Annotated in this window: 18 protein-coding genes; 12 read left to right on the top strand and 6 right to left on the bottom strand. The window is 44.1% G+C overall.

The window, feature by feature from the left end; genetic code table 11:
* Positions 1–2: 2 nt before the first annotated feature.
* Genes AAFN85_RS01335 through AAFN85_RS01310 form a run of 6 tightly spaced genes read right to left on the bottom strand, consistent with a single transcriptional unit; the run spans position 3 to position 9,919 of the window.
* The gene (locus AAFN85_RS01335) at positions 3–1,304 is read right to left on the bottom strand and encodes an AMP-binding protein (RefSeq protein ID WP_347525151.1); all 1,302 of its coding nucleotides are present in this window, start codon (positions 1,302–1,304) and stop codon (positions 3–5) included.
* Positions 1,301–1,678, bottom strand: coding sequence for a holo-ACP synthase (gene acpS / locus AAFN85_RS01330; RefSeq protein ID WP_347525150.1), 378 nt, complete (start codon positions 1,676–1,678; stop codon positions 1,301–1,303). Before acpS ends, AAFN85_RS01335 begins: the two co-directional genes overlap by 4 nt.
* Positions 1,675–3,357: a C45 family peptidase gene (locus tag AAFN85_RS01325; protein WP_347525149.1), complete on the bottom strand. Its 1,683-nt coding sequence runs from the start codon at positions 3,355–3,357 to the stop codon at positions 1,675–1,677. The genes acpS and AAFN85_RS01325 overlap by 4 nt, the downstream gene beginning before the upstream one ends.
* Complete coding sequence (locus tag AAFN85_RS01320) at positions 3,350–4,864, bottom strand: NAD(P)/FAD-dependent oxidoreductase (protein WP_347525148.1); 1,515 nt, start codon at positions 4,862–4,864, stop codon at positions 3,350–3,352. The genes AAFN85_RS01325 and AAFN85_RS01320 overlap by 8 nt, the downstream gene beginning before the upstream one ends.
* Positions 4,865–8,719 carry a 1-acyl-sn-glycerol-3-phosphate acyltransferase gene (locus tag AAFN85_RS01315; RefSeq protein ID WP_347525147.1) on the bottom strand — a complete coding sequence of 1,285 codons (3,855 nt, stop codon included), beginning with the start codon at positions 8,717–8,719 and terminating at the stop codon, positions 4,865–4,867.
* 3 nt (positions 8,720–8,722) lie between these two features.
* The gene (locus tag AAFN85_RS01310) at positions 8,723–9,919 is read right to left on the bottom strand and encodes a DUF2062 domain-containing protein (RefSeq protein ID WP_347525146.1); all 1,197 of its coding nucleotides are present in this window, start codon (positions 9,917–9,919) and stop codon (positions 8,723–8,725) included.
* A gap of 664 nt (positions 9,920–10,583) precedes the next feature.
* Between AAFN85_RS01310 and AAFN85_RS01305 the strand changes: the two genes are divergently transcribed.
* The 12 genes from AAFN85_RS01305 to AAFN85_RS01250 all read left to right on the top strand — a co-directional run bounded on the left by AAFN85_RS01305 (position 10,584) and on the right by AAFN85_RS01250 (position 20,426).
* Entirely contained in the window at positions 10,584–12,122 is a 1,539-nt protein-coding gene (locus AAFN85_RS01305; RefSeq protein WP_347525145.1) for an aromatic amino acid ammonia-lyase, read from the top strand.
* 33 nt (positions 12,123–12,155) lie between these two features.
* Entirely contained in the window at positions 12,156–12,884 is a 729-nt protein-coding gene (gene fabG / locus AAFN85_RS01300; RefSeq protein ID WP_347525144.1) for a 3-oxoacyl-ACP reductase FabG, read from the top strand.
* 326 nt (positions 12,885–13,210) lie between these two features.
* Complete coding sequence (locus tag AAFN85_RS01295) at positions 13,211–14,431, top strand: beta-ketoacyl-[acyl-carrier-protein] synthase family protein (protein WP_347525143.1); 1,221 nt, start codon at positions 13,211–13,213, stop codon at positions 14,429–14,431.
* 11 nt (positions 14,432–14,442) lie between these two features.
* Positions 14,443–14,700, top strand: coding sequence for a phosphopantetheine-binding protein (locus AAFN85_RS01290; protein WP_347525142.1), 258 nt, complete (start codon positions 14,443–14,445; stop codon positions 14,698–14,700).
* A complete protein-coding gene (locus AAFN85_RS01285; protein WP_347525141.1) occupies positions 14,700–15,578 on the top strand; it encodes a hypothetical protein in 879 nt (292 codons plus the stop codon). Before AAFN85_RS01290 ends, AAFN85_RS01285 begins: the two co-directional genes overlap by 1 nt.
* A 3-nt stretch (positions 15,579–15,581) precedes the next feature.
* Positions 15,582–16,007 carry a 3-hydroxyacyl-ACP dehydratase gene (locus tag AAFN85_RS01280; RefSeq protein ID WP_347525140.1) on the top strand — a complete coding sequence of 142 codons (426 nt, stop codon included), beginning with the start codon at positions 15,582–15,584 and terminating at the stop codon, positions 16,005–16,007.
* Between the two features lie 8 nt (positions 16,008–16,015).
* A complete protein-coding gene (locus AAFN85_RS01275; RefSeq protein WP_347525139.1) occupies positions 16,016–16,660 on the top strand; it encodes a hypothetical protein in 645 nt (214 codons plus the stop codon).
* Between the two features lie 12 nt (positions 16,661–16,672).
* Positions 16,673–17,098: an acyl-CoA thioesterase gene (locus AAFN85_RS01270; protein WP_347525138.1), complete on the top strand. Its 426-nt coding sequence runs from the start codon at positions 16,673–16,675 to the stop codon at positions 17,096–17,098.
* Between the two features lie 12 nt (positions 17,099–17,110).
* Positions 17,111–18,250, top strand: a complete 1,140-nt coding sequence (locus tag AAFN85_RS01265) for a beta-ketoacyl synthase N-terminal-like domain-containing protein (RefSeq protein ID WP_347525137.1) — start codon at positions 17,111–17,113, stop codon at positions 18,248–18,250.
* Between the two features lies 1 nt (position 18,251).
* Positions 18,252–19,532 carry an NAD(P)/FAD-dependent oxidoreductase gene (locus tag AAFN85_RS01260; protein ID WP_347525136.1) on the top strand — a complete coding sequence of 427 codons (1,281 nt, stop codon included), beginning with the start codon at positions 18,252–18,254 and terminating at the stop codon, positions 19,530–19,532.
* Between the two features lie 23 nt (positions 19,533–19,555).
* Positions 19,556–20,170: a hypothetical protein gene (locus AAFN85_RS01255; protein ID WP_347525135.1), complete on the top strand. Its 615-nt coding sequence runs from the start codon at positions 19,556–19,558 to the stop codon at positions 20,168–20,170.
* Positions 20,163–20,426 carry a phosphopantetheine-binding protein gene (locus AAFN85_RS01250; protein ID WP_347525134.1) on the top strand — a complete coding sequence of 88 codons (264 nt, stop codon included), beginning with the start codon at positions 20,163–20,165 and terminating at the stop codon, positions 20,424–20,426. Before AAFN85_RS01255 ends, AAFN85_RS01250 begins: the two co-directional genes overlap by 8 nt.
* Position 20,427 lies beyond the last annotated feature (1 nt).

Raw genomic sequence — 20,427 nt, 5'->3', positions numbered from 1 at the left:
GCTTACTTTCGTTTATCTATAAATTTAACGGGTTTACGTACAGCCTCCGGGAACTGCAGTTTCTGCATTTCATCGTGCTTTAAATAGGTGATATGCGGGCTAACCCGTAGCCTGGCCTGTAAATTAGCACGGATCTTCCGGTCGCATTCATCGGTATAGCTAACCGGTAGCAAGTGCAGCAACACTTCGTCCATTCCTATTTCGTTAGAGTACACTTCGGCTACAAAATCTTTGATCTCTTCCATACCATTCAACAGATCAAACAGCGCGGGCGGATACAGCGTAGTGCCCTTAAATTTGATCATCTGCTTTTTGCGGCCTACTATAGATGATAACCTGATACTGGTACGGCCGCAGGTGCAAGGTTCATCATAATAATGACAGATATCGCCGGTCTTATATCTTAACAAAGGCATCCCCTCAACGCCAAGGGTAGTAATAGTTACCTCGCCCGATTCGCCGGGAGCAACAGGATTATTATGTTCATCCAATACCTCCACGATCAACAAGTCGGGTTGATGGTGCCCGCCCCGGCCTTCGCCGCATTCGGTAAAGGCGGTTTGCATTTCGGTTGAAGCGTAGGTTGAATATAGTTTGATATCCCAGGCCTCAGTTATTTTTTGGCCGAGGATATTGAGGCTGAAATCAGTATTGCGGATATTCTCGCCTATGCAAACCGCTTTTTTAACTGATGATGCATTGATATCGATATTATGCTCCTGCGCAAACTGGATCAGCTTTAAAATAAAGGATGGCACGGCTACAATGGCCGTAGGTTTCAGCCTTAAAATGGTTTCCCATTGCAGCGATGGTACACCAGGTCCTAAACGGATAATGCCCGCGCCAATTTTACGGATGCCGGAGTAATAAGCCATACCCGCCATAAACTGCCTGTCGAGCGTTAGCATCAGCTGGTATAGATCGGCAGGCGAGCTATCGGCGCAGGTGAATGAATTGTATTCGTTGTAGGCAAGCCTTTCTAAATCGCTTTCGGTAAGGGCAATGGTTACCGGGCTACCCAAAGTGCCTGATGTAGAACTATATTCGATGATTCGGCCTTTATCCACACATAAAAAATCATCATTGCGTTTTTGCAGGTCTTCTTTATTGGTTGTGGGGATCAAACGCAAATCATCAAGGGTTTTGATCTTGCTGATATCGATTTGATGTTTCGCGAAAAGTTCTTTATAAAATGGTGAATTTTGGCTGAGATAAGCCAGCAGTTCCTGCAGTTTTTGCTCCTGTATTTTTACAACCTCCTGTTTGGGCTGAAATGCTAATGATTTAGGTAGATGTATGATCACTTTTCAATAATTACCACGGCTGATGCCATTGTTTTTAAATGGGTTAATGATACCGAAATTTTAAGCGCACCGCCACGGTTAATGACCACGGCACTTTCGCCTATTGGCTCAAGGTAAGGTTTGCCGCTTTCATCGTTAGTTATTTCAATTTCGTTAAAGGCGGTATCCTTTAGCCAGCCTGTACCAAGCGCTTTAAAAAAAGCCTCTTTGGCAGCAAATCGGGCGGCGTAGTGCTGGTATTTGTTGGTTTTGCTTTCGCAATAAGCTATCTCCCTGGCCGAAAAAACAAGCTCACGGAAGCCCTGCTCTTTGGCAATGCTGCTTTGTACGCGCTCCACCTCAATCATATCAATGCCTACACCTACTACCATCATGAACTTAGCTTTTTAGTACACTTTTCAACCTGTTTTTTAATATAGTTTTCCTCGTTTACGGTGGCTATCACTTTGGTTAAAGCCGTTTTGTAGTATCCGAGGGCTTTTTTGTAGTTGTTGTGCTTAAACGAGTAATCGCCGGCTATCACATAAGCGTGATAAAACTGCGGGTTGCTGGCTACTACGCTATCGGGATTGATCTCGCCGCCGTCAAAAGCTTTTTGCTTTAAGGTACGGTAGGTGATAAAATAGCGATAGGCTTTGGTATTTAAAAAGGTATCCGGTTTGATGGTAAGCGCGCTGTCGATCACTTCATGATCGGTTTGCATGCCTTTCATGGCAAAAATCTTTTTCAGATCATAAGCCACAAACTGGCCCAGTTGCCATGGCGAGGTTGATACCCAAACCAACAGCTTCTGCGGCTCGAACACTACCGAGTGGTGGGCGATCAATTGGTTCAATGCCTTTTCGTTGCCCATGCCAATATCTTCACCATGCAAACCGCTGCGGTCGCGTAAAATATCAACGGTTTTTTGCACGGTGTTTTTGCTGTCGGCACTCAGCAGTTCCATTAAGCGTTGGTAACGGTATGGCGAGGCGCTGTTACTTAGCTGCACTTTGTTTTCTTTGGAGTGCGCCAGTCCCTTGCTTTGAAAATGGTTGGCGCATAAAATATAGTTTTGGTGCGGATCATAAACATCCAGCGTATCGGGCGTTTTTTCAATCACTACTGCCTTGTTATCCTCGGCGGATGCGACCAGGAACGATTCGGACACAAACATTTTCCGTTTCTTGGCTATCGCGATGGCCTGGTTAATGTTTTGAGCGTATTGCAATATCTCGCGGGCTACCAGTGATACCGGCGTAGCTGAGCCTGAGGGGATATTGGTTTTATCGGCATTGATGGTAACACTCAGGCCCTTTTCGTTCATGCCGGATACCGCGCCTACAAAACCGCCCCAGGTAATGGTCATGAATTTATGCCCTTCGGATGGGTTGAAGAATGCCACCATTTTATCATGCGCGAAATTATCGCCCACATAAAAATCAAAATTACGGCCTACGATCATGGTACCATCTGCCGAGCGGTCGTTCCAAGTACCGAAGGAAGTACAGCCTACCAATGCCATACTCTGTAAAGCGTGACCAATATCATGTGCGGCATGATAATTTAAAATGCGCTGATAGTTGGAACCGATATATTGGAATTTATCCGAAGCCGATTTAGAGATCCCGTAGATCTCCTCCTTATATTCCTCGTTCACATTTTTGGCCAGATCGCGGTTAAACCAGGCTATAAAATATTTCAGGAAGGATAGGTATGATTTTGAAGGTACGATCTTGCCTATCTGGTCGGTAAAATAAACTTCCTGGTTTACCACCAGTTCTTTGCTTAATTTACCGTTAATTACTCCACGCTCAAAAGGTTTGCCCTCTACATACATCTCAAACAAACCGCTTTTGCTTTTCCTGAACCAGTTATTGCCAATGGTGTAAAAGCCTGGTGAGGGCTGTTTGCGTTGTAATTGCAAACTGCTAAGGTCGGCAGGTGTGGGTGGATGTTCAATAGCTACGCAATACAGGTAAATAAAACCGATCAGCAACAAGCCAACAAACACAAGGGCTGTATATAATAGCCTTTTCCCAAACTTTTTCCAGCTGAATTTCCTGTTACGCATTTCTTATTTTTTCTATCAGATCATCATTACCCAGCAAAGCGCAGCAGGTCACTATTCCGCTCATGGCAGCACCTAAAATGCCATGTAAATTAAGGTTTTGCCCCGTGAAGTACAAATTAGGCAGCTTGGTGCGGGGCGAGATGAAAGTTTTTAAAGGGTGTTTATAATCTTTGGCGATGCCGTAAAGCGAACCATCATCATTGCCAATATAATCGCGGTATGAGAGCGGCGTGGCGGTGTAATACGAATAGATCTGCTCCCGTAATCCCGGAAACTTCAGTTCCACATCACTCAATAAAACTTCGGCCTTGCGCTTTTTGAACTCTTCATATGTTTCGCCGCGGTAACTTTCATCAGATACCGTGTTAAAAGTATCTTCCCATGGCTTTACTTCCTCGTAGCGCATATAGGCCAAAATGGTCATGCCATCGGCGTATTCCTTGTTTTTTGATGATGGCGTCATGAACACGGCATAGCCCAGCGGCCAGTTTTGCTGGGTGTAATCGGCCATGTGCCATACCTGCCCGTCTTTAAAACTATAAACGTTATGGCTAAAATATTTAAAGGTATCTTTTTTAAATACGATATTGATGGTGAATGACGAAACCGAATTTTCCAGGCTTTTTAACCTGTTACGGTACACATTCTTGATCACCGATGAATCCGTCATTTCCAGCGTTTTCACCGGGTGGATGTTGGATATAAAATGACCGGCATACAGCTTTTCGCCACCCTGCAGTTCCACGTATGTTATTTTACCTTCTTGCTCCACCAGTTTTTTTACGGCTTTGTTCCGGATGATAACGCCGCCCCGGTCGCGAATATTGCGGGCCATGAGTTTAGCGATCTGCGAGCCGCCGTCAACACATTTCCAGGAGCTTTCAATATAGCTGTTGAGGATAAGCGCATGTACATATAGCGGCGTTTTATCGGCCTGCCCGGCATATAGCGAATTATTGCCCGCCAACACCTGCTGTAGTTTTTTATTATTGGTGATTGATGCCAGAAACGCCTCGATATCCACTTCCAGCACATCGGCCTTTTCATAAAAATCATCCGACGAGCGCAGGTTATACAACGGAAATTTATCACAAACCTCTTTCAGCTTATCGCAATAAGCCCTCAAAGCAGGCTCCTCATCCGGGAAATAAACCAGTAGTTGTTTAATGAAATTATCATAACCCTGCGCCTGCGGATATTCTACCGGGTCGTTATCGATCATGATCTTATCGAAGGCATCCGGGTTTTGCTTTTCCAGTTTTAACCCATCGATAATATTGATATACTTAAAGATCTGATATAGATTTTGCCCTTTATCCAATCCCCCAAGATAGTGCACACCCGAATCAAAGATCACCCTATCCCGCACATAAGTTTGCAGTGAGCCGCCAAGTTGTTTGTTCTTTTCAACAACGCAAACCCGGTAACCCTCGCGGCCAAGCATATCAGCACAAACCAAACCGCCCATACCGCTGCCTATAATCAGTACATCAAACTTATCGTCCATTTATTTGGGCTTCCCTTCTTTTCTGATCACAAAAATAATATTTGATGTGTACCGGCTATTATCAATTTGAGTGCATTGCAGGCCATGTGCGGCGGCCAGTTCTTTTAAAGCTTTGCCCGAAATAAAGGATAGGCCTTTGTCGCCGGTTTTATTAAAGCCCAATATTCGAGTCGAGAATAATTCAGTCAGCGCGGTACCTTTTTGTCTTTGCTGGAGATCGGCGTCACCATCGCGGATAATGAGTTTGCCACCCGGATTTAATGCGGTGATACATTTCTCAATCAATAGCGTTTGCTGCCCGGGTTGCAGGTAATGCAGCATATCGGCCATAATAATGGCATCGTATTGCTGCATTTCAAATTGCAAGGCATCGGCATAAACAAAATTGATATCCTCAGTTTTGCTGAAGCAATTATTGGCTACCTCTATCTTTTCCTCATCATAATCAACCCCGGTAAACTCACGTCCCGACGCAGCGAAATGCAGCATGTAGGGCATAAAGCCATAGCCACAGCCCAAATCGAGCATTTTGCCTTGCTTTGGCAGCAACTCATGAAATACCTGGTAATTTTTTTCGAGGCGGACTTTAATCCTCATGTACCATTCCAACACAGGGCCTTTGTACAGGTAGTTGTAAAACAGTTGCTCATTATAATAAGCAGGCTGTTCAATTTGAGTGCTTAGCTTTTGGTATTCCTCTTTAAAATAACGGCTGATGTTTTTTGTGCGCTCGGAATAACCTACACCAAATGAAATATCATTAGCTGCAATGCGCGGCAGGTATTTGATAGTGATTGTACCGTTCTTCAACAGAAAATCGCCTTTTGTCATGTTATAACCGGTGCCGTGCAGCACAATCGGCAAGATATCCATACCCAACTGCTCGGCCAAAAAGAACGCGCCTTTGTGGAAACGTTTCATTTTACCATCGGGCGAGCGGCTACCTTCGGGGAAGATCACCATCGAATAGCCTTGTTTTACTTTTTCGGCCAATTCATCAACGTTTTGCTCAACACCTTCAGCCACCGGAAAATACCCGGCCATCCGCACCACCGCGCCAAATACCGGCGAGTTCCAAACCCAGTGGTTGGTAAACAGGATGAGCTTAGGATGCTGCATAATGAGCACCAAAATATCCAAAAACGATTGATGGTTACTGATCACTACGGCAGGTTTTTCAAACGGATCCTTATCCACCACACGCTTACGCAGGTTGGGCATAATATACATCATCGACCAGCAAAACTTTGACAGAATAGCATGATAAACGTATTTGCTCCGCCTACCCTTAAAGGGGTTAAGTTTTATAAGAAATAAACCCATCAGGCTTGATAATAAACATCCGCTTACAAAATAAGTGAACGCGAAAACCGAGATCACAAAACCACTCAATGTCCACGGGAATTGTTTTTTCTGTACCCTGTTCCGGATAAGCAAATTGAACAGGAAGGGGATCAGGATCTGCGCCATTACCACAACGCAAACTATGCCGATAATGGAGATCAGCGCAATGGAACGCAAGGCCGGATGTTTGGCAAAGATCAGCACACCCAAACCCGCCACCGTAGTAATGGCAGAAAGGAAAATAGATGATTTGTAGGATGACAGGTTTTTCTTCCCCGTTTTATATTCCTGTAGCAGCCCATCCATAATAAAAAGGCTATAGTCATCACCCAAACCAAATATCAGGGCCGAGATAATAATGTTAACGATATTGAACTGGATGCCAAGCAGCCCCATCAGTCCCAAAATCCAGATCCAGGAAATGAACATCGGGATAAAAGATACCAATGTAAGCTCGATACGCCCGTAAGTGAGCAGCAATACCGTAAACACCAGTAATGACGACATGATGGCGATCGAAGTAAAATCATTATTGATAATACCCACAAACCTGTTGGTGAGGTATTGCTTATCTACAACGGTAACATTCGGCGTATCTTCAAATAGTTTATACAGTTTAGTTTTATCTTCCGGGGATATTTTAACCAGGGTGATTACGCCCGCCCGGCCCGGTCGCTCGGTGATGTAATCATCCAATAAACTTTTGCGGATGCCGGCCATTTCATCCTGACCAACAGGCTTGAAATTTTTGTTAATAAGGTCTTGAAAATGATCGAAAGCTGAAGGTTTAAAGCCTAAGGCTGCTCCTTCTTTAAGTAACACAGTCATTAACTGTTGTTTTTTCGCCGGCGTCCAATAGTTAGTCCAACGAGCTATTCTTGCTTGCTGCAACGAATCGGATATAATGAGAGATGATACGCCGGAATATTTTTTGACGATGCCTTTTTCCTTCAATAGTTCTATTTGTGCCGAAAGCTTTTCGTTCGTGCGGAGAGCACCGTCAAGCGTTTTACCTTCGGCCAGCAGGTAAACCGATTGCAGGGCGTATTTATTAATGGCGTTCAGTTTGGCTTCGGAGGCTTTGAGCTTATCGGTCATGAAATTCATTCGGGTCATGTCCGTTTCAAAGCTTACATTGCGGGCGGTGTAACTGAATATTACCGTCAGTATAACTATGCCTGTAATAATGAATTTATTGTACTCGGGATTATAAGCCGAGATTTTGTCGATCCATGAGAGTTTGGCGATATGCTCATCCTGTTCTTTTTTGGAGGCAATAAAATGCGGCAGGAAAATGAGCGAACAAAACGAAGCGCCGATCAAACTGAAAGCGGCGAACAAACCGAGGTCTTTCAGCATTTCCGATTCTACAAACTCCAGGCAGAAAAAACCACCGATGGTAGTAAAACTGCCCACCGTAAGCGGCATAGCCAGATCGCGGATCACCTGCTCAATGCTACGGGTATGGCGGTAGTGGTTAAACACATGCAGCGAATAATTTACCGCTATACCCAACACTACAGAACCTGTGCCCAAAGCGATAACCGAAATGCTCCCCTTTACAAAATAAACTACCGCTAACGAGAACAGAGCGCCAAATAGTACAGGTACCAAAATCACCACAGGCGCACGCTTCTTCCTGAAATAAAATCCAAGAAAAACAATCAGAAAAACCACGGTAATACCCTGTGTAAACATCGAATCGCGGCGTAACTGCAGGGCGTTGCCTACCGATACCGCCGTGGTGCCGAAGTAGCTGCAATCAATAGTTTTGAAATTTTTAGTTTGCAGGCTATCAATGATGCCGTCAATACCTTTCAGCATGATGGCATTCTCGCCGGTATTATTGGGTGAATATTTCGGGGTGATGAATAGCAGCAGGTTCTTATGATTTTTGGTCATCACATAGCTATCGTACAGTTCAAAGTTTTCATCGTACTGTAGCTGTTGTAATTTTTTGAGGCCGATGTAGGAGATGCCAACCGGGTCGGCGCTGATCATGCTTTTGAGGGCGAGGCCAGCGGGTGAGGTAAGCGTACGCAGGTCACGAGCGAGGGTTTCTTTTACTTTATCCGGGTGGATGAGCGTATCAATATCCTTGTAATCCCGCTCGCTAAGGTAGATGGGTAAATTTTTATTTATTGTGCCGAAAAGCTGCATTACTAAGCCGTCATCAACCTTAGCATTTATTTTGCTGATGTAGCTGGGTAACTTTTGCTGTATTTCGCCGGTAAAGCTATCGGCATAAGCGATAAGACTATCAGGCTCCTGCCGGGTGGTATCTTTTATCGACACCATCACCACCAGCTTTTCAACAAATTTGGAGTTTTGGAAAATGTAGTTGAGTTTCTCGATCTTTTTATCCTTCGGCAGTACTTTGGAGATATCCTCTTCAAATTTTATCCGCGAAGCGAAAAACCCAACCAACAGAAAGCTTGCCGCAAACACGGCATAAAACAGCGGCTTGCGGGCATTGAAATAATTATAAATAGCTACCAGGATTTTTTCCATGTACTACAACGCGGCTACAGGCCTCCGCTTAAACAGCTTTAACAAAGCAAAAGTGAGCAATCCGGCCGTAATACCGGCAATAATGGCCAGCGAAATACTGCCGTAAAGATATTGTTCGAGGTGTTCGCCGATAGATTTGAGCGAAATTTTATCCAGCGGGATCTCTACATCCTTACCGCCCATCCAAAGTTTGCCGGTTTTGTAACTCAAAAAAATGATTACCGGGATCATGGGCGGAAAACTGATATGCGCCGCCGTAATCACAATAGCTTTATTTAACCTCAAAATGATAGCCAGCGAAATAGCCACCAATAGCTGAAAACCCCATATGGGCACTATCCCCATAAATACACCAAACGCTACCGATTTTGCCTTTAGCTGCGGCGAATGCGCAGGGTTAAAGAATAGATTTTTGAGCATTAGCTTTGCTTTTTTTTTATCAAAAAGCGTCCGAAAAAAATCACGTGGTTTGATCCAGGCAAAGGTGATGATCACTAAAAAAGTATTCAGTAAGCTGATGCGCGAAAAATCCTGAAAGGGACGAAAGTGCGAGATCCTGGTTTCTTTTGGTGCGTAGTAAACTTTCACAGGCACCCAATCTATCTTAATGCCTTTCCATGCGGCGCGCACTATTACTTCTATCTCAAACTCGTATTTACGGGTGATGAATTTGGTATCTTTTAATAAATAGATAGGATACAAACGGTAACCAGATTGCGTGTCCGGACATTTTATCCCCGTCTCAACCCAAAACCAAAAATTGGAAAATTTGTGCCCGAAACTGCTTTTCCCAGGCACGGATGATTGCTCCATATTACGCGAACCGATGATAAGCGCTCCAGGTTCCTGTTTCAGTTTTTCGATAAAAGCAGGCAGATCGGCGGCAAAATGCTGCCCGTCCGAATCTATTGTGATGGCGTATTGGTAACCCTGTTCTGTCGCAAACTCAAATGCTTTGCGTAAAGCCCAGCCTTTCCCTACATTTTGGGTGTAGCCAACGGATTTTATTTGCGGAAATGATTGAATAATAGCCGGTGTGCTATCTGTCGAGCCATCGTTAACCACAATAACCTGGTCGGTGTAAGCTAAAACATCGGTAATGACGTTAGCCAGCGTGCCCTCGTTATTATAGGTGGGTATAATAACGCATACCTGTAATTGTTTAAACTTTGCCTGTATAAGTTGTAAGTTATCCGTCATATATCATTCAATCGCACGTACCGGCTTCAGTCCAGGTTTTTATTAGGGGTTTTGTGGGTTTACGTTTGTTGCTTTACAAAGTTATTGTTTCGGGTTAAATTAAACGTTAAATTTTTGTGTTCAAGGGTACGCAAAGAACTTGGAATAAGCATGAAGGCTAAATAGGCACGCAAAGGCGCTAAGACGCAAAGTTTTTTTGTGGATGGTTGGTGAGTTTTAAGCACACAAAGATTCGGAGGCGCGAAGGCTTTTTGTGGATAGTTGGACAGTTTTATGACGTAAAGAAGTTGTAAAAGCGGGTGAGTTTTTTTGTGAGGAGGCGCATATCGTGGATATCTACATTAAAAACAATTAAACTAAACAGCTTTCAAAAACTTTGCGTCTTAGCGCCTTTGCGAGCTTAATTCTACAATATCCACTCAACGCAATCCACCAAAAATCTTTGCGTCTTAGCGCCTTTGCGAGCCTTAACTCTCCAACAGACACTCAACATATAAAAAACCTTGCGTCTTAACGCCTTTGCGAGAAACAACTGAGAACTCCACGCACAATACCCCCACCCACAAACCGTTTAATACCCATTCCTAAATCCGAACATTTACCTTATTTTCGCGCTGATTTTGTGGAAACGAGTGATCAAACCTTATTAAAAACTATTGCGCCGATGTTACAGGTTGGAGGGAAGGCCCTAACGCTGGATGATTTTTACCAGGTAATTTTTAAAAACAGCACCGTTGTTCCGGATGAACAGGCGTTGAAAAACGTGGAAGCCAGCTTTAATTTTTTGGGCGGGTTTTCGGCCAACAAGTTGATTTATGGCATCAATACCGGCTTTGGCCCTATGGCGCAATATAAGGTAAGCGATGAAAACCGGTTGCAATTGCAGTACAACTTGATCCGAAGCCATGCTTCGGGCGGGGGGAATTTAATGCAGCCTCAGTTAGTAAAAGCGCTGATGCTCGCCCGGTTAAACAGCTTTATGCAGGCCCACTCGGGCGTGCATCCCGAGTTGGTAAGCCTCCTTGCCGAACTTATCAACAAAAACATTACCCCCTGCATATTTGAACATGGCGGCGTAGGTGCCAGCGGCGATTTGGTACAGTTGGCCCACCTTGGCCTGGTTTTAATTGGCGAGGGTGAGGTGATTTATAACGGCGAAGTACAGCCAACCGCTGTTGTTTTTGAAAAACTAAACATTAAACCACTTCAGATCCATATCCGCGAAGGGCTGGCCATCATCAATGGTACTTCGGCTATGACCGGCCTTGGGTTGCTGAATATTGTTCGAGCTAAAAAGCTTTTGGGTTGGTCAGTTAGATTATCGGCCATGATCAATGAGGTTGTGGGCGCTTTTGATGATCATTATTCAGAAGAGCTAAATCGTGTAAAACACCATACCGGGCAAAACGCGGTTGCAGCCCAGTTAAGGAAAATCTTAAATGATAGCCAAATGGTTCGCAGCCGTTCGGAACATTTATACAATCCTGAAAATATCGATCAGGAAGTTTTTGAGGATAAGGTGCAGGAATACTATTCGCTGCGTTGCGTAACACAGATCCTCGGACCGGTTTATGATACCATTGCCCATGCCGAGCATGTGGTTATTGATGAACTGAATTCGGCAAATGATAACCCGGTTATCGATCATGAAAACCACAATATTTTCCATGGCGGTAATTTTCACGGCGATTATGTTTCGTTGGAGATGGATAAGTTGAAGATAGGGGTTACCCGCTTATCCATGTTATCCGAAAGGCAATTGAATTATTTGCTGAATGATAAGCTGAACCAAAAATTCCCGCCATTCCTGAACTTAGGTGTGCTTGGTTTCAACTTCGGCATGCAGGGTATGCAGTTTACAGCCACTTCAACCGTTGCCGAAAACCAAACCCTTTCGTACCCGATGTACGTACACAGCATCCCGAACAATAATGATAACCAGGATATTGTAAGTATGGGCTGTAACGCGGCATTGTTAACTAAAAAAGTAATTGATAACAGTTTCGAGGTACTGGCTATCCAGGCCATGACTTTGTTGCAAGCTGTTGACTATCTTGATTGTGCTGATAAACTATCCACTCAAACCAACAAAGTTTATACAGACTTACGGGCTATCTTCCCTAAGTTTGTAGAGGATCAGCCTAAATATCCTGATCTGAAAAACGTAAAGAACTGGCTGGAAAACGCCGAACTTATTTCCTGAATCTATTAAACCTTTTAACATCCAATATATCTTATGAAATGTGCATTAGTAACCGGAGGTTCGAGAGGAATTGGCAGGGCCATTTGCTATAAAATGGCAGCCATGGGTTATTACGTGCTGGTAAACTATAAAGGTAACGTTGAGGAAGCTAACAATACCCTCGCCCAGATCAGGGAAAACGGCGGCGATGGTGAGTTACTGCAATTTGACGTAGCCGATAAAAACGATATTCAGCAAAAATTAGGTAGCTGGATAGAAACCAATACCGAAAAGTACATTGAAATTTTGATAAACAACGCCGGCATTAAGGATGATGGCCTGATGATGTGGATGAAGGATGAACAATGGGACGGTGTATTGAACACCAGTCTGAACGGATTCTTCTACGTTACCCGCCTGGTGCTTAATAGCATGCTGGTAAAAAAATATGGCCGCATTGTAAACGTGGTTTCGCTATCGGGATTGAAAGGTTTACCTGGACAGGTGAACTACTCGGCTGCCAAAGCGGGCGTTATCGGCGCTACCAAAGCATTGGCACAAGAGGTTGGTCGTCGTGGTGTCACGGTAAACGCGGTTGCTCCAGGCTTTATAGCCACCGACATGACGGCTGGACTGGATGAAAAGGAATTGAAAGCGATGGTACCATTGAAAAGATTTGGTACACCCGAAGAGGTTGCCCATGCGGTGGGATTTTTAGCATCGCCTGAGGCGGCTTATATTACTGCTGAGGTGCTTTCGATAAATGGTGGGTTGTATTCGTAAAACGAACCAACACCCAAAACCTTGCGCTCGATTGCATCGAGTGCTTAAAATGGGTTTGCGTTTTTAACGCATGGGCGCGCGATACAATCGCAGCGCCACGTTAAGCACTCGTTACAAACGAGTGCAAGAACTTAAAAAGTAAGTAACAAACAAAAGAGTAATTAACTCTTAATATAAACTTAACCACCAGCTATTAGGATAGCGATATTTTAATAGCCGATATTTAAAGTAGCGGTAACGCCAAGGATACAAAAACCAATAAAGTTTTATTTTTTTGTATTTTTATTGCATTTTGTTGACTATGTACTACAAGTTTTTGCTCAAATATGAATAGGGTTGTGATAACAGGGATGGGTATCTATTCGTGTATTGGGAAAAATCTTGATGAAGTTAAAGAGTCCCTTTACGCGGGCCGGTCGGGTATTGTTTATGATCCCATCCGTAAAGATTTTGGCTACCGCTCAGGCCTTACTGGTACGGTTGAAAAGCCTAACCTTAAAGGTACTCTTGATCGCAGGGCACGTATCATGTTGCCCGAGCAGGGCGAATACGCCTACATTGCCACAGCACAGGCACTGGAACAAGCAGGTATCGACACTGATTATATTGCCAAAACCGATGTTGGCATTTTATACGGCAACGACAGCACCGCCAAAGCCGTTATTGAAACCACCGATATTATCCGCGAGAAAAAAGACACGATGCTCATCGGTTCGGGAGCGGTTTTTCAAACCATGAACTCTACCGTTACCATGAACCTGGCTACTATATTCAAGCTGCGCGGGATTAATTTTACCATAAGCGCGGCTTGTGCCAGCGGTTCGCACTCTATCGGGATGGGTTACCACCTGATAAAAAGCGGCTTACAGGATTGCATTATTTGCGGCGGCGCGCAGGAACTAAGCCATTATTCGATGGGGAGTTTTGATGCGCTTTCGGCATTTTCAATACATGAAGCCGATCCGGCCAAAGCCTCCCGCCCCTTTGATCGTGACCGCGACGGGTTGGTGCCCAGCGGCGGCGCGGCTACTGTGATCCTCGAAAGCCTGGATTCAGCACTAAAAAGAGGTGCTACCATTTTGGGCGAGGTTGTAGGTTACGGCTTTTCATCAAATGGGGCGCATATCTCAAACCCTACGGTTGAAGGCCCTGTACGATCATTAAATATGGCGTTGAAGGATGCTGGCATGCCGGCATCTGAAATTGATTATATCAATGCCCACGCAACATCAACTCCCGCCGGTGATGCCAGCGAGGCTAAAGCCATTGATGAAGTTTTTGGCGAATACAAACCGCTGGTAAGCTCCACCAAATCCATGACAGGCCATGAGTGCTGGATGGCCGGAGCGAGCGAAATTGTGTATTCGATGCTGATGATGCAAAATTCGTTCGTGGCACCAAACATTAATTTTGAAACCCCCGATGAAGATTCGGCTAAGCTGAATATCGCTACCGAAACCGTCGAAAAAAATATAGATGTATTCCTGTCGAACTCGTTTGGGTTTGGCGGCACTAACTCGTCCCTGATTATTAAAAAATATATTTAAACCCAGCCATTATGCAAATTGAAGAGATTATTGAAAGAATTAACAGCTTCCTGGCCGAGGAATTTGAGGTGGATGCAGAAAAAATGGTACCCACAGCAAACCTGAAAGAAACGCTCGACCTGGATAGCCTTGATTATATCGACCTTGTAGTAGTGATTGAAAGCAACTTCGCGTTCAAAGTAAAACCAGAAGATTTTACCGGCATCGTTACCTTCCAGGATTTTTACGATTACGTACTATCACGCGTACAACCTAAAGAGCTTGCATAATGCCCGCCTGGCAGGGAAAATCAAAAGGCACTCCCCTTGGTTACCGCATTTTTGTTAGCGTTTTAAAAACGGCAGGCGTAAGGCCCGCCTATTTTATGCTTAGGTTTGTGGCGCTTTACTACTTCCTGTTTTCGTGGCAAACATCCAAAGGCACCTATTATTATTTCCATAAGCGGTTAGGTTTCGGCAAGGTAAAATCGCTGTTGAAGCTTTATCGCAATTACTACCTGTTTGGGCAAAGTATTATCGATAAGGTGGTGATGATGTCAGGCATCCCCAACAAATTCACTTTTAATTTTGACGGGCGCGAAAACCTTGAGGCCATAGCAGCCATGAACCGTGGAGGATTGTTGCTTAGCGCACACATTGGCAGTTGGGAAATAGCCGGCGAGATCCTCGATCACATCAAAACCCGCATTAATATTGTGATGTTTGATGGCGAAGACAAGCAGATCAAGCAGTACATGGATTCGGTGACAGGCGAGCGGAAAATAAACATCATCGTGATCAAAAACGACCTGTCACATATTTTCCAGATCAACGCGGCGTTTCAGAATAACGAACTGGTTTGTATGCATGCCGATAGGTATGTTGAAGGCAATAAAACCATCACCATGGAGTTTTTAGGTGAGGAAGCGAAATTTCCGGCAGGGCCTTTTGTAATGGCCGAAAAATTTAAAGTACCGGTAACATTTGTTTACGCCCTGAAGGAAAGCGCGCTGCATTATCACTTTTTCTCAAGTCCGGTAAAAGACTATTCGGAACTGCCAAAAGGTGAAGCAATGAAGCAACTAACAACTGATTTTATAACCAGTTTTGAAAACAAGGTAAAAACGTACCCCGAACAATGGTACAACTACTATAATTTTTGGCAATAAACGATGACCTTACCAACAACAGATGTTTTGGCTTTGATACCCCAGCGACGGCCATTTGTAATGGTTGATACACTGATATCGGCATCAGAAGATACCACACGCACCTCGCTGCTGGTATTGCCCAACAATGTTTTGGTAAACGATGGCGAGCTAAGCGAAGCAGGTTTGGCCGAAAATATTGCCCAAACAGCGGCGGCAGGTGCTGGATATGCGGCCCAACTATTGGGTAAGGCGGTACAACCAGGCTTTATAGGTGCGATAAAAAACCTCGAGGTACTTGCATTGCCAAAAGTTGGTGATACCATCGAAACTGAAGTTAAAATAGAGAACCAGGTTTTCGATGTAACCATCATTAAAGGCAAAATAACCAGCAAGGGCGAAACGTTAGCCCAATGCGAAATGAAAATTTTTATACAACCCCAACAATAATATCAACCATGAAAAAAACCGCAATTAAACTGAGTTTACTACTGGCCTTATCTGGCTTGTTTTTACAACCGGTATCAGCCCAAACCAAAGCCGAAATTTTCGACGAAAAAACGCCTATTACCTGGTTAGGTATGGATTTTTCGCAGATGAAATTCATTGGCTCGGAAGAGGCTTACAGGAAAGAATTGATCAACGCCGAATTTGTTGGCAAATACATCCCACTTTGGGAAAACTTCTTTTTAAAAGAACCTAAAAAGTACAATCCTGCCCGCGCGGTACACCGCACTTCAGTCGCCTTCGCTATGAATGTTACCGAAAAAGTGAATGCCGCCCTTACCAAAAACTTTTTTGATACCAATCCTGATCATTTTAAATCGCTGACTGAAAAGGACATCGATACGATCATAAAAAACTATGATTTTTTAGGCAATAAAGGTATCGGTATGATGCTGATTGTTGAAGGTATGGATAAAGGCCGCGCGCAGGGCGGTGCCTGGATCACTTTTGTTGATATGGATAAGAAAACCGTTTTATATACCGTTTTCCGCACCGGCAACAGTCGCGGTTTTGGGTTCAGAAATTACTGGGCACATCCATGGCCGGTGATCCTGGATGATTTTGGTTCTGATTTCGAACGTTTCAAAAAATACTAAGCCAACAGCGTTTTGCAGCAATCGTTAACAAATACTATCGAAATAGAAGTTAAATTCAGCGATGTGGATATGCTGGGCGTGGTTTGGCATGGCAACTATATCCGCTATTTTGAAGATGGCCGTGAGGCATTCGGCAAACAATATGGCCTGGGTTATATGGATGTATATAACGCGGGCTATGTTGTGCCCATTGTTAATGTAAACTGCGATTATAAACGTTTTTTGAGGTATGAGGACAGGGTGATCATCGAAACCACCTATACCCCTACCGAATCGGCCAAGATCAATTTTACTTACCGCCTGCTCAACGCAAAAACCGGCGAACTGATAGTTAAAGGTTCGACGGTACAGGTATTTGTGCGTAAGGATAATTTTGAACTCCAACTCACTAACCCGGATTTCTTTTTGGATTGGAAACAACAACAAGGTTTGATATAACAGAACGCCACGATGAAGAAGGTTTACCTTGTTGCCGATAATATTACCTCGCCCCTGGGCGCTACAACTGCGCAAAACTTTGAGCATTTAGTTAACGGCTTTACGGGCGTGAGGCAACATAATAATAAAGCTTTTTCTGACGCCCCCTTTTTCGCATCGTTATTTGAAAAAGGATATTTTCAAACTGATGAATGCTGGACCAAATTCGAGCACCTCATTATCGCTTCTTTAACGGAAACTTTGTTTGGAGTAGATAAAAATATATCCGGCAAAACCACCGCGCTCATCATTTCTACCACCAAAGGCAATATCAGCCTGCTGGAAACAGAAACACCGGGTGCCGAACTGGACGAGCGGATAGCGCTGCATACTTCAGCAAAAAAAATAGCTCAACATTTCGGCTTTGTAAACGAGCCTGTAGTTATTTCACATGCCTGTATCTCGGGTTTAGCCGCCATGATTACCGGAATGAGGTTAATTCAATCTGGCCAGTATGATCATGCAGTAGTTGCTGGTGCAGATGTGATCTCTAAATTTGTGCTTTCGGGCTTTCAATCCTTTCGGGCGGTTAGTACAGGCCTATGCAAACCCTTTGATGTAGATCGTGATGGTATTAATTTAGGAGAAGGCGCGGCAACCATTATTTTATCAGCAATAAAACCAGAAGGCGAAGTTGTTGAATTGGTTTCAGGCGCTGTTAGCAACGATGCCAACCACATTTCAGGTCCATCGCGCACAGGTGAAGAGCTATACTTTGCTATTAACAAAGCGATGGATGCAGCCGGTTTAAATCCGGAGGATATTGACTTTATATCCGCCCATGGCACGGCAACTATTTATAACGATGAAATGGAAGCCAAAGCCGTAACACTGGCCGGTCTGCAAAATACGCCGTTGAATAGCCTGAAAGGTTTTTACGGCCATACATTAGGTGCTTCGGGGCTTATTGAAGCGATCATATCCGCGCAATCATTAAAGCAAAATACCATTATTCCAACCAAAGGCTTCAGCAAACAGGGCGATGATAACCCGATAAATGTTTGCAGCCAACTCATATCAAAACCGCTTAACAATTGCCTCAAAATAGCCTCGGGCTTTGGGGGCTGTAACGCGGCCATAATCTTAACCAAATCACAACAAGAAATTTTATAACATGAACACAGAACAGGTAGACGTATTGGTAATAGGCGCAGGCCCGGCAGGAACGGTAGCCGCTTCTATTGTACACCAGGCCGGCTTCAAGGTAAAAATTGTAGAGAAACAGCTTTTCCCGCGCTTTGTAATTGGCGAAAGTTTATTGCCACGCTGCATGGAAGCGCTTACCGAAGCCGGTTTTGTTGATGCAATAACAGAAAAAGGCTTTCAGCAAAAAGCAGGTGCCAAGTTTGTGAAAGACGGTAAAATTTGCGATTACCAGTTTGCTGATCAGTTTACCCCCGGCTATAACTGGACCTGGCAAGTTCGCCGTGCCGATTTTGATAAAACCCTTGCAGATACAGTTGAAAAAATGGGTGTTCCTGTTCATTACGAAACTTCGGTTACCAACATCGTTTTCAATGGCCAGGATTCGATAACTACGGTTGAAGACAAAGAAGGTAATCAAACCAATATCTCTGCCCGTTTTATCATTGATGGCAGCGGTTACGGCCGGGTGATCCCTAAACTATTCAACCTCGATAGGCCATCTACACAGGTTCCGCGTAAAGCGTTGTTTGTGCATACGGTTGATAAAAAACGCTCGATGGCAGATGAGCCTAACCGCATCACCATTGTGGTACACCAACCCGGAGTTTGGATCTGGATCATCCCGTTTGCTAATGGCATTACATCGTTGGGCTTTGTGGGCAACCCGGATTTTTTTAAACAATACGAGGGTACCGACGAAGAAATTTTACGTGACCTGATAGCTTCGCAGCCATATTTCGCTGAACGATTTGAAGATGTGGAATTTGCCTTCGCTCCAAAAACTTTAGAATCATGGTCGTCTACTACCGATAAGTTTTATGGTGATGGCTTTGTACTTACGGGTAACGTGACCGAGTTTTTAGACCCTATATTTTCATCGGGCGTAACGCTGGCAACGGTATCGAGCCAAACCGCGGCCAAACTGGTGATCCGCAAGTTGAACGGCGAGGCAGTAGATTGGGATACCGAATACATGCAGCACATGATGCAGGGCGTAAATACTTTCCGCTCATATGTTACCTCGTGGTATGAGGGCGTGCTGGATACCATATTTTTTGCTGATAACCAGGATCCGCTTGTTAAAAGCCAGATCTGCTCGGTACTGGCCGGCTATGTATGGGATCTGGATAATCCATATGTTAAAAACCACGAAACAGCATTACACAAACTGGCCCGCACCATTACCCTTAGGGATATGGTTGAATTTGGAGCTGAAAGCGGAACGCTTAAGGCTGAAAGCAAATTATAACAATTGAAAAAACGAAGCCTTAATTGAACCAGCAGTTTTACATATCATTCCATTGCAGCATCAGCGACAATACCGTTCGTTATAATAACGAAGAAATGTTTATCGGTGCCGATGATGATATTGCCGCCTTTTTGCTTTCGGTTTATCAGCACCTTGGGATAAAATATCCTAAGTTTTATAAAATGGATAACCTGGCCAAACTGGGCTGGCTCGCCGCCGAGGTTTTGCTGAAGGATTTTGATAAAGATAAATATCAGCCTACAGACATTGGCGTGGTGCTAACCAATGCCAGTTCGAGTCTTGACGCTGATAAGCGGTATTTTGAATCGACAAAGGACATAGCAAGTCCGGCCTTGTTTGTTTATACACTGCCCAATATTGTTATCGGCGAGATCTGCATCCGTCATCATTTTAAAGGCGAAAACGCTTTTTATATTTTTGAACGGTTTGATGCGGGTTTTATCGGCAGCTATGTTTCCCTTTTATTGGAGACTGGACAATTGCAAGCCTGTATTTGCGGGTGGGTTGAAATGACGGCTTCGGGCTATAAAGCCGTTTTGTTTTTGATAGAGAAAGAAGGCACAACGGCCTTCACAACAGAAAATATTAATAAAATTTACAGTACAGCAAATGGATAAATTAATCGCCGATCTGAAAGAGCAGATCATTGAGCAGTTGAACTTACAGGATGTAAAGCCGGAGGATATAGGCGATGATCAGCCGCTTTTTGGTGATGGGCTTGGTTTAGATTCGATAGATGCTTTGGAACTGATTGTGTTGTTACAACAGAAGTATAAAGTAAAGCTATCCAACGCCGAAAATGGTCCTAAAATTTTCCGCTCAGTGCGCACCATTGCCGAATTTATTGAGGGATATCAAAATCCGAACGCTTAAG

The sequence above is a fragment of the Mucilaginibacter sp. CAU 1740 genome (assembly GCF_039839285.1).
GTDB lineage: Bacteria > Bacteroidota > Bacteroidia > Sphingobacteriales > Sphingobacteriaceae > Mucilaginibacter.
This window is presented reverse-complemented; position numbering and strand designations above follow the sequence as displayed.